The 16,282-nt window shown below is 73.4% G+C and carries 13 protein-coding genes; 4 read left to right on the top strand and 9 right to left on the bottom strand.

Annotated elements, in window-relative coordinates:
- Window positions 1-81: 81 nt before the first annotated feature.
- From AB0D04_RS01525 to AB0D04_RS01515, 3 genes are read right to left on the bottom strand one after another with little or no spacing between them, the layout of a single operon-like run.
- Window positions 82-3,225 (bottom strand): alpha-N-acetylglucosaminidase, encoded by a 3,144-nt coding sequence (locus tag AB0D04_RS01525; protein ID WP_362697952.1) that lies wholly within the window; start codon window positions 3,223-3,225, stop codon window positions 82-84.
- 59 nt (window positions 3,226-3,284) lie between these two features.
- A complete protein-coding gene (locus AB0D04_RS01520) occupies window positions 3,285-3,932 on the bottom strand; it encodes a response regulator transcription factor (RefSeq protein WP_362697949.1) in 648 nt (215 codons plus the stop codon).
- Complete coding sequence (locus AB0D04_RS01515) at window positions 3,923-5,182, bottom strand: histidine kinase (protein WP_362697946.1); 1,260 nt, start codon at window positions 5,180-5,182, stop codon at window positions 3,923-3,925. Before AB0D04_RS01515 ends, AB0D04_RS01520 begins: the two co-directional genes overlap by 10 nt.
- Window positions 5,183-5,314: 132 nt before the next feature.
- Here AB0D04_RS01515 and AB0D04_RS01510 point away from each other — a divergent pair, with 132 nt between their 5' ends.
- From AB0D04_RS01510 to AB0D04_RS01500, 3 genes are read left to right on the top strand one after another with little or no spacing between them, the layout of a single operon-like run.
- Window positions 5,315-6,133: a GNAT family N-acyltransferase gene (locus AB0D04_RS01510; RefSeq protein WP_362697943.1), complete on the top strand. Its 819-nt coding sequence runs from the start codon at window positions 5,315-5,317 to the stop codon at window positions 6,131-6,133.
- A 29-nt stretch (window positions 6,134-6,162) separates the two neighbouring features.
- The gene (locus tag AB0D04_RS01505; RefSeq protein ID WP_362697941.1) at window positions 6,163-7,038 is read left to right on the top strand and encodes a lysophospholipid acyltransferase family protein; all 876 of its coding nucleotides are present in this window, start codon (window positions 6,163-6,165) and stop codon (window positions 7,036-7,038) included.
- Window positions 7,031-7,771 (top strand): VTT domain-containing protein, encoded by a 741-nt coding sequence (locus AB0D04_RS01500; protein ID WP_362697938.1) that lies wholly within the window; start codon window positions 7,031-7,033, stop codon window positions 7,769-7,771. Before AB0D04_RS01505 ends, AB0D04_RS01500 begins: the two co-directional genes overlap by 8 nt.
- A 39-nt stretch (window positions 7,772-7,810) precedes the next feature.
- Here the strand turns inward: AB0D04_RS01500 and AB0D04_RS01495 are convergent, their stop codons facing one another.
- From AB0D04_RS01495 to AB0D04_RS01470, 6 genes are all read right to left on the bottom strand, one after another.
- Window positions 7,811-8,440 carry a winged helix-turn-helix domain-containing protein gene (locus AB0D04_RS01495; protein ID WP_362697935.1) on the bottom strand — a complete coding sequence of 210 codons (630 nt, stop codon included), beginning with the start codon at window positions 8,438-8,440 and terminating at the stop codon, window positions 7,811-7,813.
- 260 nt (window positions 8,441-8,700) lie between these two features.
- Window positions 8,701-9,309: a rhomboid family intramembrane serine protease gene (locus AB0D04_RS01490; protein WP_362697932.1), complete on the bottom strand. Its 609-nt coding sequence runs from the start codon at window positions 9,307-9,309 to the stop codon at window positions 8,701-8,703.
- A gap of 1 nt (window position 9,310) precedes the next feature.
- Window positions 9,311-10,216: a hypothetical protein gene (locus tag AB0D04_RS01485; RefSeq protein ID WP_362697929.1), complete on the bottom strand. Its 906-nt coding sequence runs from the start codon at window positions 10,214-10,216 to the stop codon at window positions 9,311-9,313.
- Window positions 10,217-10,358: 142 nt separating this feature from the next.
- Window positions 10,359-11,381: a glutamine synthetase gene (gene glnII / locus AB0D04_RS01480; protein WP_362697927.1), complete on the bottom strand. Its 1,023-nt coding sequence runs from the start codon at window positions 11,379-11,381 to the stop codon at window positions 10,359-10,361.
- 191 nt (window positions 11,382-11,572) lie between these two features.
- Window positions 11,573-12,706: a hypothetical protein gene (locus tag AB0D04_RS01475; protein ID WP_362697924.1), complete on the bottom strand. Its 1,134-nt coding sequence runs from the start codon at window positions 12,704-12,706 to the stop codon at window positions 11,573-11,575.
- Window positions 12,703-14,181, bottom strand: coding sequence for a hypothetical protein (locus AB0D04_RS01470; RefSeq protein ID WP_362697921.1), 1,479 nt, complete (start codon window positions 14,179-14,181; stop codon window positions 12,703-12,705). Before AB0D04_RS01470 ends, AB0D04_RS01475 begins: the two co-directional genes overlap by 4 nt.
- 404 nt (window positions 14,182-14,585) lie before the next feature.
- Here AB0D04_RS01470 and AB0D04_RS01465 point away from each other — a divergent pair, with 404 nt between their 5' ends.
- Window positions 14,586-16,211, top strand: coding sequence for an AMP-binding protein (locus AB0D04_RS01465; protein ID WP_362697918.1), 1,626 nt, complete (start codon window positions 14,586-14,588; stop codon window positions 16,209-16,211).
- The last annotated feature ends 71 nt before the right edge of the window (window positions 16,212-16,282 follow it).

Here is a 16,282-nt window from a genome sequence, read left to right as displayed (position 1 = left end):
GGTTTTCCCCTCGCTCGTGATGCGTTTCGGCCAGCGTACGCCGTGGTCCGGCGACCGCTCCAGTGGATCGCAGGCGGCCGGTCAGGACATCTGCCAGCGGCGGAATTCGGCCGTTCCGCGGTCCCCGGTGGCGGAGTTGGCGGCGCACTGGTGCAGACCGGTGTCCTGTACGGCGGCGGCTCCCGGGGCGGCGACGGTGGCGATCTCGCGCCAGGTGCCGCCGCCGTCGGTCGAGCAGGCACCGGTGTACGTACCGGAGCCGCCGTGGTCCGGGCCGCGGGTCAGGCGGAGCAGGACCGGGGCGGTGATGCCGGTGAGGCGACGGTAGGTGTCCAGGGTGCCGTCGCCGGTGGCGTCGTAGGAGAGGACGACGCCGTTGGCGGGCGTCACGGAGAGGTTGAGGAAGCCGGGGGAGGAGGGGTCGGCGAGGCGGTTGCGGACGATGATGCCCGCGCGGGCCCAGGGGCCGGTGGCGCCGTCCTGGCGGGTCACCTCTGCCGTCACCGATCCGCCCTCCTTGAGCGCGCCCGGCCGGAAAACGGCGCCGAACTCCGCGGTCCCCTTCCACAGATCGGCCCCCGCGCCGTCGATCGCGAAGCGGCCGTCCAACTGGCCGAAAACCGCTTCATTGGTGGTGACGGTCTGGAAGGCGTCGTCCAGCGGACCGGCCACGAAGAGGGTGCCGTGGCGGGCGGTGCGGACGCGGGGTTCGCCCTGGGGGCCGTACTCGGTCGTGAGGCCGTACGGCAGCGGGCGCAGCGGATCCTCCGGCGGACCGGAGGGGGCGCTCACCTGCCAGCGGGCCTCGCCGGTGCCGCCGGGGGCGAGGGGCGGCAGGGAGACGGGGCCGTCGGGGGTGGCCTCGACGCCGGTCAGTGCGAAGTCGATGCGGCCGGTGGCGCGCAGGCCGTTGACGTTGCGCAGGGCGGCGGTCAGCGTGGCGTGGCCGCCCGGCGGCATCGCGCGCGGGGCGGCGGTGACCGTGACGGTGCCCTGGTAGGGGGCCGTGGCGAGGGTGTCGTGGACCCGGCGGGCGGTGCGGTGGGGGTCGGCCGTGGGGCGCAGCGGGTAGGCGTTGCGCCGGTGGGTCCAGGGCTCCTCCATGGCGTACCAGTCGAAGGACTTCGGCGGCCGGTCCGCCGCCAGTGCGTCCTCCAGCTCGTCCAAGTAGGCCTGCCACTGGGGGAGATGGACATCGCCGATCAGGCCGTGCCAGTCGCGGTTGGCGTAGTTGGCGAGCGCGCCGCCGTCGGCGGTGGCGCGGTCCGCCCAGGTGGTGATCAGGGCGCGGGCGCTGTGTTCCAGCCGCGCCGCCTCCACATCGCCGGACGCCATCGCCCGGGCATCGGCCAGCCACGGCCCGAGCAGAAAGTTCCGGTGTGCGCCGGTGACCTCCTCGCTCAGCCGCATCAGGTCCAGCCACAGCCGCGCCAGCGCGCGGAACGTCGGCCGGTCCTTGCGCCGGTAGGCGTCCTGGAGCTGCGGGATCAGCTGCCAGGAGCGGTTGGCGAGGGCCTGCCGGGCGGCGTCGGTCAGGTCGTGGCGGTAGGCGTCGCTGCCGCGCAGCGCCGGGCGGACCTTCAGCAGCGCGCCGAACGCGGCGTCGAAGGCGGCCGGGTCGAAGGCCGGGGTGTGGGTGGCGTAGCGGGTGCCGGAGCGGGCGGCCAGGCTCGGGCGGGCGGCGAACACCGAGTCGTGCGGGCGGCCGTCCGCGCTGTCGATCGCGTATGCGCTGGTGCGCAGCGCGGCGAAGGCGGCACGGGCGTGGTCGTCGCGGGCGCCGTAGCGCAGGTCGGCGTACCGCGCGAACCAGGTGGTGCGGTCCACCGGGCGCTCCCGCCAGGCCAGTTCGCTGAACAGCTCGAAGGCGGCGGGATCGCGTTCGGCGGCCTCCGGCATATAGGCGGTGCCGGCGAGCCGGCTGTCCTCCTTGTCCCGCCACACGGTGAAGCGCTTCACCCACATATGGGTCTTGGCGCCGAGGGTGGTCCGGCCGCCGAAGTTGGGGATGGAGCCGAAGGCGTACGGCACTGAGCCCCAGTCCCGCTCCCGGTCGGTGACCTTGTCCAGGTCGCTCAGGCCGTCCACGATCAGCATCCGGTCGTGGTCGACGGCGTCCAGCAGGTCGCGCCGGGGGTTGTCCTGCCAGCCGAGGATCACCCAGGTGGCGCCGGGGCGGGCGGTGCGCAGCGCCTTCTCCACGGCGCGCGCGGCGTCCGGGACCGGTACGTCGCCCGGATCGCCGCCCTCGTGCAGCAGATCCATCTTGAAGTGGTCGGCGGGGCCGAGGAGGCGGTGCTGGTGGCGGTAGAAGGCGGCGGCAACGTCGGAGAAGACCTCGGTGCGCGGGTCGAGCCAGTCGGGACGCCTGAGGCCCGACCAGGTGCCCTGGGGGACGGTCCTGGCTCCGGGGTTGCGGGCGGCGAAACCGTCCGGGACGGTGCCGAAGTAGCCGGGGAGTACGGGATGCATGCCGAGCGCGCGCAGCCGGCCGGTGATTCTGCGGCCCAACTCGGCGCGCCTGGCTATCAGTTCGGGACTGGTGGGCCCGTCGTATCCGCTCATGTTCTGCAGCAGCCACCACGGCTGGTGCGAGGGCGCCGGGAGCCAGCTGCGCGCCTCGGTGTCGGAGTAGCCGAATTCGGTCAGCAGCCGGTGATAGACGGCCTCGGCGCCGGGCGTGACCAGCACCTCGTTGACGCCGTGCAGCGCGAGGACGTCGATCAGCCGCTCCCAGCGCGCCCAGTTGGCGTACGGGGCGGTGTAGCCGTCGTGGGTGTCGTTGAGGGCGAAGCGGTGCGGCAGAGAGGTGGCGCGCTCGAGCGGCGCGGCGGGGGCGGGCAGCCGGGCGGGCAGGGCCGGCTGGTCGCCGGCCCAGGAGAGGTGGCAGCGGCAGGTGTCCTTCAGATACCAGTGCACGCCGGTCAGGAGGGTGGCGGGGCTGGTGCCCGCGACGGTGATCCGGCCCCTGGTGCCGTCGACCCGGAAGCGGTCGGTGTCCGGGCCGTCCTCCCGCGCGAGGGGCTGGAGGTGGAACTGGTCGGCGTGGCCGGGCAGCAGCCGTTCCAGCGCCGCCCGCGCCGGGGCGGGGTCGTAGGCGGGTGACCGTTCCGGCCGGGGGACGGCGGGCCCGGCGGCCGTGGCGGGGGCCGCGGCACCGAGCGCAGCGCCCGCTCCGATCGCTCCGGCGGTTCCCAGTAATGCGCGTCGTGACGGTTGGCTCACGTGTGCCCCCACTGCTCGGCAGTAACAACGGACCCGTGCGGGGGCACGCTAACGGTCGGTCAGCCGCGGTCCAAGTAGGCCAGGACGGCCAGCACGCGCCGGTTGTCGTCGTCCGACGGGGGCAGCTGGAGCTTCCCGAAGATATTGGAGGTGTGCTTGGCGACCGCCCGCTCCGTGATGACCAGCCGGCTCGCGATGGCCGCATTCGACCGGCCCTCGGCCACCAGCTCCATCACCTCTACCTCGCGCGGCGTCAGCCGCCCCATCGGCCGGTCCCGTGCGCGCCGGGCCAGCAGCTGCGAGATGACCTGCGGATCCATCGCCGTACCGCCGCCCGCCACCCGGTGCACCGCATCGACGAACTGCTCGGCGTCGAAGACCCGGTCCTTGAGCAGATAGCCCACCCCGCCGCTGCCGTCGGCCAGCAGCTCGCGGGCGTACAGCTGCTCCACATGCTGTGAGAGCACCAGCACGGGCAGACCGGGCCGGGTCCGCCGGGCCTCAAGGGCGCACTGCAGACCCTCGTCCGTGAACGACGGCGGCAGCCGCACATCGACCACGGCGACATCGGGCGTGTGCTCCGCCAGCGCCCGCGTCAGCCCGGGCCCGCTCTCCACCGCCGCGGCGATCTCGAAGCCGTACGCCTCCAGCAGCCGGGAAAGCCCATCGCGCAGCAGAAACAAGTCTTCGGCGAGCACTACGCGCACGGAATCTCCAGTGTCACCAGGGTCGGACCGCCGGCCGGGGAACTGACGGTGAGGACGCCGTCGAAGGTACCGAGCCGGCGGGCGACCCCGCGCAGCCCGGAGCCCGCGGAATCGTCCGGAGGCAGCGCGGCGCCGCCCCGCCCGTTGTCCTCGACCGTGATGCGCAGCCGCCCCCCGAAGTGCCCGATACCGACGCGTATGCGGTCCGCACCGGAATGCTTCACGGCATTGGTCACCACTTCACTGACCGCGAAGTACGCCGCCGATTCCAGCGGCGCACCGACCCGCCGCTCCAGCGCCACCGTCACCTCGACCGGCAGCTCCGTGCGCAGCGCCAGCGCCCGTACGGCATCCCCCAGCCCGCGCTCCGCCAGCACCGGCGGATGGATGCCGCGCACCAGGTCCCGCAACTCGGTCAGCGCCTCGGCCGACGACCGGCGGGCCCGGCCCAGCATCTCCCTGGCCCGCGCCGGTTCCTTCTCCATCAGGGCCTCGACGGCGCCCAGACTCATGCCCATCGCCACCAGGCGGGCCTGCGCCCCGTCGTGCAGATCGCGTTCGATCCGGCGGAGCTCGGCCGCCGAGGCGTCCACCGCGTCCTGCCGGGTCGCGGTCAGCCGCGCCACCCGCGCCGCCAGATCGGCCTTGGGCGGCGTCAGGAACAGCGCGGCCAGCCGGAAATGGGCCCGTAGCAGCACCGGACTCCCGTACGCGGCGAGTGCCAGCAGAGCGATGCCGAGCGGCGGCGCCGCGCACAGCAGCAGTGGATGGTCGGTGGTCAGCGGACCGAACCCGAGCGCCTGGGTGCCCAGGCCCGTCACCCACTGGAAGAGGGGCAGCAGGACGAAGGCGATGCCGTACCCGGCCAGCGACGGCGGCAGCAGCGCCAGCGCGAACCCCGCCGTCGCATCCACCGGCAGCCACACCAGTTCGCGCCAGGTGGCCGGGTCCCGCAGCAGCACCGCGCAGCGCTGGGCCTGGCCGACCGGGCTGTGGCTCAGCCCCGGCGGAAAGGGGCGGTACGCCGCGGGTATGCGCAGCCCCGCGACCTCCTGCCCCCACACCCGGCGCCACTGGGCGAACATCCGGGCCAGCGACACCACGACCGGAGTGGTCAGCACCCCCACCCCGATCACCATCAGCGCCATGGACACCACGGTGAGCACGAACAGCACGATCGACCCGACCTCGGCGACCAGGGCGAGCCCCAGCCCCCGGGCCGCGGCGACCAGTGTTCTGCGGACCCTCATCCGTTCGCTCCCTGCGCTTCACGCGCCCGGCCGTCGGGCACGGGGACAGTTTCCCGCGTAGAGAAGGCCAGGTCATTGGGGTAAGCACCACCTTTTGGGTGGTGCGCACACCACCACCCAAGGAGGGCTCCCATGCGCACGGCATCGTCCGCGTCCGCCGCCATCCCCACACCCGCCACCCCCGTCTCTCCCACCCCGAGCCCCACCGCCGCTCCCGTCGCCGACCCGGCCGCCGCACCCGGCTACACCGCCGTGATCGCCGACACCCAGGAGCAGATCCGCGCCGCTCAACGCCTGCGCCACCAGGTCTTCGGCGAGGAGATGGGCGCCACCCTGCACTCCCCGCTGGCCGGTCACGACATCGACGCCGTCGACGACCTCGCCGACCATCTTGTCGTCACCCACACCGCGAGCGGTGAAGTGGTCGGAACCTACCGCCTGCTGCCGCCCGGCCGCAGCCGACGCCTCTACTCCGACGGTGAGTTCGACCTCACCGCCCTGGACGCGCTGCGCCCCTCCCTCATCGAGGCGGGCCGCTCCTGCGTCCACCCCGACCACCGGGGCGGCGCGGTGATCAACCAGATGTGGGCCGCCCTCGCCCGCTACACCCTGCTCTCCGGCCACCGTTACCTCGCCGGCTGCGCCTCCGTCCCGCTCGCCGACGGAGGCACTGCCGCCGCCCACGCCCGGGAACTGGGCCGCACCCGCTACGCCGCCCCGTCCGGTCTCCAGGTCACCCCGCACCACCCCTGGCACCCCACCGTCCCCGCCCCCGACCGCCCCAGCGCCGCCCAGTTGCCGCCGCTGCTCCGTGGCTATCTGCGCATCGGCGCGGTCATCTGCGGCGAGCCCGCCCATGACCCCGAGTTCGATGTCGCCGACTTCTTCGTGGTGCTGGACATGGAGCGCCTCGGCGACCGGTACCGCCGCTTCTTCCTGGGGGAGCGGTGACCGGGGGAGCGGCGAACGGCCCTTGGGACGTGTGGTCCGACTGCACGCCGGGCTGTGCCACCCACGCCCTGCCGCGCGTCCCGGCCACCCGGGGCGCCCGCCGGCTCGCGGCGTTCACACATGCCATGCGCCGCGCGCTGACGGACGGCGAGCGGATGGCCGATCCGGGACGGCTGAGCGCCCATGCCCGGGCGCTGATGGCGGCGCTCGGGATACGGCGGGAGGGCACCGCGGACCGCTTCACGGTGCCCGCCGGCGGCCCCGGCACCCTCATCGTCGTCAACCACATCTCCTGGCTCGACATCCCCGCACTGCTCGCCGTAGAACCGGTCACCCTGCTCGCCAAGCGCGAGGTCGGCGGCTGGCCGGTCGTCGGCGGGCTCGCCCGCCGCGCCGGTACGTACTTCATCGACCGCGGTAGCCCCCGACAACTCCCCCACACCGTCGCCGAATTGACCGGAATTCTCGCCTCCGGTCGTTCGGTCGCCGTCTTCCCACAGGCCACCACCTGGTGCACCGCCGGCCAGGGCACCTTCCGACGGGCCACCTTCCAGGCCGCCCTCGACGCGGGCGCCCCGGTCCGCCCGGTGACGGTCGACTACGCCCAGGGCGGCCACGCCGGCACGGTGGCCGCGTTCTGCGGGGAGGACACGTTCATCGCCTCGCTGCGGCGGATCCTCACGGCCCGCGCGCTGACCGTACGGGTCACGGCGCATCCGGCGCTCGCGGGGGAGGGGCGCGACCGGCGGGAGCTGGCCGCCCTGGCGGAGCGGGCCGTCCTGGGCGGGCGGGTGCCGACCGGACCCTCGCCGACCGGACCCTCGCCGACCGGGCTCCTGCCGGGCGAGCCCGGTGTGCCCGCCCCGCGACCGGCTCCGGAACCGGCGGCCCGGCACCATGTTTGACCAGCTGGACCAGTTCGCCGAGCCGCTCCGGGGCATGCTGGACTCGCCCTGGCTGTGGCTGATCGTCCTGCTGGTGTCCGGCCTCGATGCGCTGCTGCCGTTCATGCCGAGCGAGACCACCGTCGTACTCGTCGCCGTGCTGATCGGCCCGCACCCGCCGCTGCTTGCGCTGCTGGCCGCCGTCGCGGCGGCCGGCGCGCTGGCGGGGGACTGCCTCGGCTACGCCGTCGGCCGCTGTGCCGGTCCCCGCGCCACCGCCTGGCTGCTGCGCCGCATTGGGGTCTCCCCTGCTCAAGCGAAGTCGAGAGCCTGGGGAAGCGGCCGGGCCCGGCGGCGGCCCGGCCCCCACCGGGCCCGCACCACAGTCGAACGGCATGCCGCCACGCTCGTCATCGCCGGACGTTTCCTGCCCGGCGGGCGGGTGGTCGCCGCGCTCTCCACCGGCAGCGTCCGCTTCCCGCTGCGCCGCTTCGTCCTGCTGGACGCGGTGGGCGCGGGCCTGTGGGCGCTGTTCAGTACGGCCCTCGGTGGGCTCGGTGGCGCGGCGCTCACCGACTCCCCGGTGAAAGGGCTCCTGTTGGCGTCGGGGGCCGGGCTGGTGGTGGCGGGGTGTGTGGCGTGTCTGCGGCGCAGGGGCGGTACGGGTGCTCCGGGCGGTGGTACGGGCGCCCCGGTCGGGGGAGCCGTCCCCGTCCGGCCGGGCCCGTGCCGGGGGGTTCAGGACGGGGCCTGAGCCTGCCCCGCACCCCGCCCCGCCCCGTCCCCCGCAACCTCACACGCTGGGCGCGTACTTGTAGCCGACCCGACGTACCGTCACGATCGACGCCCGGTGGTCGGCGCCCAACTTGCGGCGCAGCCGGGCGACATGGACATCGACGGTGCGGCCGTCGCCGACATGGCCGTAGCCCCACACCGTGGTCACCAGCTGGTCGCGGGTGTGCACCCGGTGCGGATGCGCCACCAGATGGGCCAGCAGCTCGAACTCCAGGTACGTCAGGTCCAGCGGCCGGCCCTGGACCTGCGCGGTGCGCCGCTCGGGGTCGATCCGTACGACCGCGTCGCCGGTCGGCGCCGTGGCCGTTGCCGTCGCCGCCGGCTCGGCGGCGGGCGTGGCGGCGTCGGCCTGTTCGGCCGGTACCAGGACGAGGTAGCCGACCATCGGCGGCCGGCCGGGCAGGACGGGCACGCTGTGCTGGGGTGCCGGGAGCCAGGTGGCGCCGGCGTTCAACAGCTCGGCGACCGATTGGATGCCGGGGCGCGAAGCTCCACCGCTCGGGGCGGTGGCGGGCGCCAGGAGGGCTTCGTCGGGCGCTACTGCTCGCAATCGGTGACGGTGCGGGGTGGTCTGGGCGGACAGGGGGGCCGTCGCGGAAGTGGCAGGAAGGGTACGGACGTTCGTCATCGGGATCAGCTCTTTCGCGCAGGGAAGCGTCGGGGACGTCGTGCGCGCGGGCAGGGCTGGGGACGCCGGTCAGCGGCGTCGGAGAGGCGTGTGCGGGCCCGCGCTCAGTGCGCGCGGCAACACAGACGGTCGAAAGCGTGCGCCTGCCGGGACGGCCAGAAAGGCTCGAGGTCGCTGCGACCCGTCGCGGTGTGAGGAAGGCTGGCCATGGCTCTATTGAACCAGACCGTCGAGGGGATGGGGAACGGAGTTGACCGACGTCACGGCGCCGTCCCGGATGGCGGACGGATTGCCGCGCCCAGCACCACGCCGAGCGCGAGCGCCGTCAGATGGCCGACGTCGGTGAACGTCCGCTCCCGGCGCAGTACGGGCCGTATGCCCAGCGCCAGCAGCCCCGCCGTGGCCGCGGCCCGCGCGCCCCGGTGCGGGACGGCGGCGGCGAGGGCGCCGAGCGTGGCGTTCAGGCCGTAGCTCGCGCCGACGTCGATGGCCCGCGCCGTTTCGTCGGGAGGATCGGCCCGTACCCGGCCGCGCAGCCCCGCGTAGACCAGCAGGCTGGCCCCGATGTGCCCGGCCGCGAACACCCCGGCCGCGCGGGCGGTGCCCCAACGCGCCTCGGCCGTACCGAGCGTGGCCAGCAGCGCGGCGCCGTACGGCAGCGGCAGCGGCTCCTCGACGAACGCCGCGCTGGTGAGCAGCGTCCCCCACTGCCCGGCCCGCAGATTGACGACGTTGGTGGAGTGCGCCCGCAGCACCGCCGCGCGCCGCTCCCGGGGCAGCCGCGCCATGCGGTACGCACCGAGCTGGACGGCACCGACGTACAGCGGCGCGGCCCAGGGAAGGGCCGCCCGCCTCCCGAACATCCTCATCTCAGGCCCCCGTCGGCAGTCGCTTGCGCCAGTCCAGCGGGGCGACCTCGATGACCTTGTCCGGATTGCCGTCCCACTGCGCCGGCAGGCCCGCTTCGCTCAGCGCGGCCACCACCGTCCGGCCGACCTCCGCCCGGTCGTGCCCGGAATCCGCGTAGGCGCCGTACCGGACCGAGAGGCCGCCGCCGTCCGCGAGCGATTCGGTGTCCTGGTAGTGGAAGAAGACAAAGCCGTGGTCGGCCTCGGCGCGCTCGCCGCCGATCTCGGCCAGCGCGCAGCCGCTGCAGCAGCTGAAGTTCATCCGCGCCGTCAGCCCCTGCCGCTCCAGCGCGGCGAAGACCCCCGCCACCCGGTCCGCATCGGTCACCTCGGGCCATTCGGCCTGCTCGGCGAGCCGCTCCTCCCACAGGCCCCCGACGATCCGGCGCGCCTCGTCCAGGGAGACCGGTGCGTCCTCGGGGCCGAAGGTGTCGCACACGCCCTGCGCGACCTGGTGGAAGTCCCAGAAGCCGGACCGTATCTGCTGACGGGCCTGCTCCTCGGCCCTTGCACGGGTCTCCGGAGCGAGTCCGGGGGTGGCATACAGATCCGCGGACTGCCACTCCAGCGCTGTACGCCACGTCTCCCCGCGGCGCGCCCAGTCCACGAACACCGCTATGACCTGACCGGCATCGGCGCACTCCGCGCGGAAGTGCCGCTCCGGCCCGCCGTCGCGGTACTCCACGGTGAACGGCCCGTCGCCCTCCCGCCAGGCCTGCACGAACGCGTGCGGCTCGTCGGGGATCCGCTCGACGACCGCGAAGTGGTCGTCGTCGGCGCCTATCCGCCGCAGCAGGCCGGACAGTTCGGCTTCGGCCGGGCGCACAAGGTCCGGCCCGGTCTCGGTCTTGACGTTGATCGCAAGCATGCCCCCAGCGTGCCACCCGCCACTGACAAAGCCCCCGGCAACCGCCGCGACCTGCCGAAACGCCAAGCGGCCGGGCACGCGAAGGGGCCGGACCATCCCGGTCCGGCCCCCACTCACGTGCTTCCGCTGCGCCTTATGCGGCTCAGACCTGCTCGCGCTTCTCCAGCTCCGTGCAGCAGGTGTCCACCATCAGGCGGGTGACCACATACGGGTCGACGTTGGCGTTCGGCCGCCGGTCCTCGATGTAGCCCTTCTTCTCGACCTCGACCTGCCACGGGATGCGGACCGAGGCACCGCGGTCCGAGGCGCCGTAGGAGTACGAGTCCCAGGGGGCGGTCTCGTGGGCGCCGGTCAGGCGGTCCTCGATGCCGGTGCCGTACTGGCGCACGTGCTCCAGCGGCTTGTCGCCCTGGCCCAGCGCCTCGCAGGCGGTGATGATCGGGTCGTAGCCCTCACGCATCGCCCGGGTGGAGAAGTTGCAGTGCGCACCGGCGCCGTTCCAGTCACCCTTGGCCGGCTTGGCGTCGAGCGACGCGGTGACGCCGAACTCCTCCGCCACGCGGTGCAGCAGCCAGCGCGCCACCCACATGTGGTCCGAGACCTCCAGCGGCGCCAGCGCGCCGACCTGGAACTCCCACTGGCCGGGCATGACCTCGGCGTTGATGCCGGAAAGGCCGAGGCCGGCGGCCAGGCACAGGTCGAGGTGCTTCTCGACGATCTCACGGCCGAAGATCTCGCCGGCGCCCACGCCGCAGTAGTAGCCGCCCTGCGGAGCGGGGAAGCCACCGCCCTCGGGGAAGCCGAGCGGGCGGTCGCCCTCGAGGAAGGTGTACTCCTGCTCGATGCCGAAGATCGGCTCCTGCGCGGCGAACTTCTCCGCCACCGGGCGCAGCAGGGCGCGGGTGTTGGAGGCGTGCGGCGTGAGGTCGGTGTGGAGGACCTCACACAGGACGAGGAGGTGGTCGCCGCCGCGGATCGGGTCGGGGCAGCTGAACACCGGCTCCAGGACGAGGTCCGAGGAGTGGCCTTCGGCCTGGTTGGTGCTGGACCCGTCGAACCCCCACCGCGGCAGCTTCGAGCCGTCCGCAAGAATCTTGGTCTTGGAGCGGAGCTTGGCGGTCGGCTCGGTGCCGTCGATCCAGATGTACTCGGCCTTGATGGTCACGGGGTCCTCAATACAGGTAGGTGCGGGTACGCGTGCGGGCGTACCGCTGCACTCTCGCAATCAGCCGTTTCCCGTCCGTTGCTCGTATGTGAACCGCAGGTTACTCAATCGGACATCCTTCGATTTAGCCGCCACTCGCCTGATTTTGCCTGGCTTTCTGCGCCTAAATTCCCCTCTCGACCCAAGAAACCTCAGCCGTGCTCCTTCAGTAGTCCCTCGAATCCCAGATGGTGGACGCGCCGCACCAGCTCCTCGGCGCTGATCCCCATCGCCGCCGCCGTGTCCCCGATGTGCCAGTCGTGCGCCGCGAGCCGGTCCAGCACATGCCCCCGCCGGACCTGCTTGTCGGAGAGCCGGAACGTCTTGAGGTAGGCGACCCGGCCCTTGCTGTCCGTGATCATCTCGCCGATGTGCTGGGTGCGGTGCAGCGCGAACGGCGGCAGGAAACGGGACAGCCGGAACCGCCCCATGCGGTACACCGGGCGCACGGCGTAGGACTCGTCCAGCAGATCGCCCGCCATCAGGTCGTGATGCTGCTCCTCCCACTCCCGCTGCCGCCGCGCCGCCGCCGAGCGCAGATCCGCCACCGAGGCGATGTACTCCGGGTTGATCCGGACGGTGAAGTCCGGTACCGACCTGGGGCCGTACCGGCCGTACTGGTAGATCAGCTCGCCGTACATGTCGTGCACCAGAGAGGAGTGCAGCGCCCGGTAGTCGTCCGGATGCGGCACCACGAACGCGGCCGCCAGGGCGTCGGCGACGTACACCATCACCCCGCACTGGCCCGGATGGATCTCGAAGATCCGCAGCGCATCGGAAAGCCCGCGCACCTGCCCGCCCCGGTACGCCGTCTCCGCGCGCGGCGACAGCCCGTCTCGCACCGCGCGCCGGGTCCACTCCTCCCACACGATGGAAGGGCCGCCGAAATGCAGCGCCAGATAGCCGTCGAGCGCCAGATGGAGCGGCAGGAAGCGCAGCCCCACCGGAGCGTCACCGGCCGCCCGGGACCTGGGCTGCCGCTGGGCCAGCTTGCGCGGCAGATGCAGCGGCGCACAGTCCACCGGGTCGCGCCGGTCGCCGAACTGCGATCCGTAGGAGGCGGCGGGGGTGCCGTCACCGGTCCAGTTCGCCACGAAACCATGCGGAATGTACGAGGTGTACGAGCTGCGCCGGTCGGCCGCCACCGTGGTCACACCCCCCTCGTAGACCTCACGATGCAGCCGCAGGTCATGGATCGGCTCCGCACGCACCAGCGGGACCAGCCGGACACCACCCCACACCTGCGCCGGACGCGCGCTCAGCCCGTCCAGATCCAGCCCGCTCATGCCGCGCCCCCTCTTCCGTCGCCGGTCTCCTCCAGGAACTGCCGCACCCGGTCGTCCATATGGGCCCGCAGTTCCGCCAGGCCCGTACGGCCCTCCGCGAACCGCGCGAGCTGCGCCAGCGCCGGCAGGTCCTCGGCGTCGCGCACCCCCGCCGTGGGCACCGAGGCCGACAGCCGCCGTACCGCGAAGTCCTCCGCGTCATACACCGGGTTCAGATGGACGACGGCGGTACGGCCCTGAGGGTCGAGGCTGGTCCGCCAGGCCCGGAGCACCTCGCCGGCCAGCCCCGGCGGCGCGTTGTCCCACCCGTCCGAGACGATCACCAGCCGCTCCGGCGCGGACTCCAGCGCGTCCAGCAGCCGCATCCCGAGCGGGGTCGCCCCATAGGGATAGGCCAGGAGCGCGTCCTGCCGCCCCGATGTCCAGAGCGGCAGATACGTTCCGGCCAGCGCCTCCAGCAGGAAGTGGCAGGCCAACGCGACCGCCAGCGGGCGCTGCCGCTTCTGCCGCGACCCGGAGGCGGAGAAACTGTCGTCCAGTACGGCCGCCACCCGGCCCCACGTCCCGGCCTGCGCGCCCGCCGTACGCCGCGCCGCGGCCCGCAGTGCATCGGTCAGCTCCGTGCGGCGCGCCACCCGGTCGTCGAGGGACAGCCCCAGGACGTAACTCGCGAGCCGGGTCAGCGGCATACCCGTGAGGTCCGAGCCCACCTCGGCGCGGTGCGTACGGGCCGATTCCTGCAGGCGCAGCCGCTCCAGCCGCGTCATCCTCGGCGCGATGCGCTCCAGAAAGGTGCGGCGGTCGATGCCGCGCCGCGCCGCGAAGCCCTCCGCCACGGTGAACGGCAGCTCGTACAGGGCTCCCTGCTCGTAGTGTGCCCGCTGCCAGGTCTTCAGCAGCGGGGTGACGTAGTGCTTGCGGCGGCCCGGAGCGAAGAGGAAATCACCCAGCTCGCCGCCGCTGTGCCGGGCGTCCCCGAGCCGCAGATGGGCGTGGCGCGCCGCGCACTTGAGGCCGCTGCGGTACTTCACGGCATCCAGGGCGGGGTCGGGGCGCGCGGCGAACCAGTCACGCATGATCGCGCGGGTGCGGCGGTTGTTCACCTTGGCGGCGCGCAGCGCGCGGAACAGCCGGTAGACGCGCGGCGCCGGCAGCCGCGCCAGGCGGGCGGCGATCAGCCGGCCTTCCACCCGCCGCTCCTCGGGGCCCGCCTCGCCCGCCGTCTCCAGCAGCTGCCGGACGATCAGCGCCGCGTTGTGGTCGTTGATGTCCAGGGCGAGCGAAGCGGCATACAGCGGGCGGTAGTTGACCCGTACGTACTCGTGGAGAAAGCCCAGCGACATGTGCTGCGCGGCCTCGCCGGAGTGGAATTCGCGCTGCCCGGTGGAGGTGATCGCGGCATTCACGAACAGCAGCACGTCCTCGGCCGCCACCAGATCCGCATGTGTCGTCGCCGGCTCGGCGCGGGTCGCCATTCCGTCCTCCCCCGTAGCAGAAAGCCGGCCGGGGAATGGGGGCGCGAACAGCGAATCGTTGCTGAGCAGAGCAGGTCCGGAAGTCGCACCGGAGTCCCGCGGCCGGCTACGGAAACGTAACATCCGCGGCGCGGGACGGGCATCGGGATTTACGGGCGTGCGGATCGCGGGCGGGCGGATCGCAAGCCTACGGATCACGGGCGCGCGGATCATGGCAGGGGTATCGCGGGCCGATGCGGCCCGGATCACCTGGCCGAAAGGACGACCACGCGCCCCGCCCACCTCGCGTCCCTCACGCCTCACCGGCCATATCCATATGACGGCTTTGGTCGTGGAAGGCATGATCGAAGCGCCCTGACGTCTGGGGAGACCGCCCGCCCCACCGAGCCGAGGACCCGCACCCGATGACGAACGCCACCGAAACCAGCGCCGCCGACCCGACCGGCGCCACCGGCCCCGCCAGCTACGTGGAATCCGTCCTGGCCGCCCTCGCCGACGACCCCTCCCGCCCCGCGCTGATCTCCGCGGACGGTGCCGAGATCGGTGCCGGCGCCTTACGCGCCACCGTGCACCGCATGGCGGCCGTACTCGCCGCACGAGGCATCGGCCGTGACCGCACCGTCTCCCTCCTCAGCGGCAACCTCCCCGAGGTGCTCGCCGCCCGATACGCCGCCAACCTCCTCGGCGCCCGCGTGGTCTTCCTCTACGTCGGGATGGCCCCCGAGATCCTGGCCCGTATCACGGAGAGCGTGGAGACCGCTCTGCTGCTCGTCGACCCCGAACTGCACGACACGGCACGGGCGTTGCTCGGACACCTCCAGGGTCCCGCCCCCGAGGTCATGACCCTCGGCCCGGTCCCCGCCCCCGTACCGGACGCCCCCGCGGACACCGCCGCCCCCGGCCCCGACCTCCTGGCCGCCTGCGCCGCCCTCCCGGCCACCTTGGAAGTACCCTGCGCCGCCCGCCCCGAGGACGACTGGTGCATCCGCCACACCGGCGGAACGACCGGCATCCCCAAGGGAGTCCGGATGGCGAACGCCCCGTACGCCGCGATGATCGCCCAACAGCCGCCGGACGCCGACGGCGTGCGGCCCCGCTTCCTCGCCTGCACCTCACTCGCCCACCTGGCGGGCGTCCTCGCCGACATCGCGCTCACGGCCGGCGGCACCGTCGTCCTGCACCGCGCCTTCGACCCCACCGCCGTGCTCGCCGCCATCGCCCGCCATCGCCTCACCCACCTCTGGCTGCTGCCGCCGCTCCTCTACCGCCTCCTGGACGACCCCGCCCTCCCGGCCACCGACCTCAGTTCGCTCACCAGCATCACCTACGGCGGCTGCGTGGCCTCCCCGTCGCGGCTGGCGCAGGCGGCCGAGGTTTTCGGCCCGGTGCTGTACGGGGTGTACGGCATGTCCGAGGCGATGTCGATCACTGTGGCCCTCCCGGAGGACCACACCCCGACCGGCCCCGGCGGCCGGATCACCGTCGGCCGCGCGCTGCCCGGCGTGGAACTGGCCATCCGTGACGCGGACGGGCGGGACCTGCCGGCGGGGGAGCAGGGGGAGGTCCATGTGCGCTCCGCCGGCGTGACGACCGGCTACTGGAAGCAGCCCGAGCTGACCGCGCAGGTGCTGCCCGGCGACGGCTGGCTGCGGACCGGTGACGTCGGCGTGCTGGACGATGACGGCCGGCTCTATCTCGTCGACCGGGTCAAGGACCTGATCATCGTCGTGGGCGGCCATGTCCATCCGGCGGAGGTCGAGGACCTGCTGCACACCCACCCGGCGGTCGCCGACTGTGCGGTCTACGGGGTGCGTACGGCCGATGAGGCGGAGGAGGTGCATGTGGCGGTCGTGCCCGCGCCGGACCACGTCGTGGACGCCGACGCGCTCCGTGCTTTCGTCACCGAGCACAAGGGGGCCCTCTACACCCCCGCCGCCGTCCATCCGGTCGACGCGATTCCCCTCACCTCCGCGGGCAAGCCCGACAAAAAGCTCCTCCGGGCGACGGCCGCGAGGACCGCGACGGCCTGATCCCGGCCCGCGCGAGGGGTCGGCCGCGCAGCCCGTCCGCAGGGCCGTCCAGGGGCCTTTCCGGAGCCCTG

The organism is Streptomyces sp. NPDC048483, assembly GCF_040651455.1.
In the GTDB taxonomy this organism is placed as follows: Bacteria; Actinomycetota; Actinomycetes; order Streptomycetales; family Streptomycetaceae; genus Streptomyces.
The sequence above is the reverse complement of the archived record's forward strand: the minus strand, read 5'-3'. Positions and strand labels throughout refer to the sequence as shown.

Excerpts from the sequence above, each read along its gene's own strand:
- AB0D04_RS01490 (WP_362697932.1), bottom strand. The coding sequence starts at position 9,309 with ATGAGGATGTTCGGGAGGCGGGCGGCCCTTCCCTGGGCCGCGCCGCTG.
- AB0D04_RS01510 (WP_362697943.1), top strand. The coding sequence starts at position 5,315 with ATGCGCACGGCATCGTCCGCGTCCGCCGCCATCCCCACACCCGCCACC.
- AB0D04_RS01470 (WP_362697921.1), bottom strand. The coding sequence starts at position 14,181 with ATGGCGACCCGCGCCGAGCCGGCGACGACACATGCGGATCTGGTGGCG.
- AB0D04_RS01515 (WP_362697946.1), bottom strand. The coding sequence starts at position 5,182 with ATGAGGGTCCGCAGAACACTGGTCGCCGCGGCCCGGGGGCTGGGGCTC.
- AB0D04_RS01485 (WP_362697929.1), bottom strand. The coding sequence starts at position 10,216 with ATGCTTGCGATCAACGTCAAGACCGAGACCGGGCCGGACCTTGTGCGC.
- AB0D04_RS01495 (WP_362697935.1), bottom strand. The coding sequence starts at position 8,440 with ATGACGAACGTCCGTACCCTTCCTGCCACTTCCGCGACGGCCCCCCTG.
- AB0D04_RS01465 (WP_362697918.1), top strand. The coding sequence starts at position 14,586 with ATGACGAACGCCACCGAAACCAGCGCCGCCGACCCGACCGGCGCCACC.
- AB0D04_RS01500 (WP_362697938.1), top strand. The coding sequence starts at position 7,031 with ATGTTTGACCAGCTGGACCAGTTCGCCGAGCCGCTCCGGGGCATGCTG.
- AB0D04_RS01475 (WP_362697924.1), bottom strand. The coding sequence starts at position 12,706 with ATGAGCGGGCTGGATCTGGACGGGCTGAGCGCGCGTCCGGCGCAGGTG.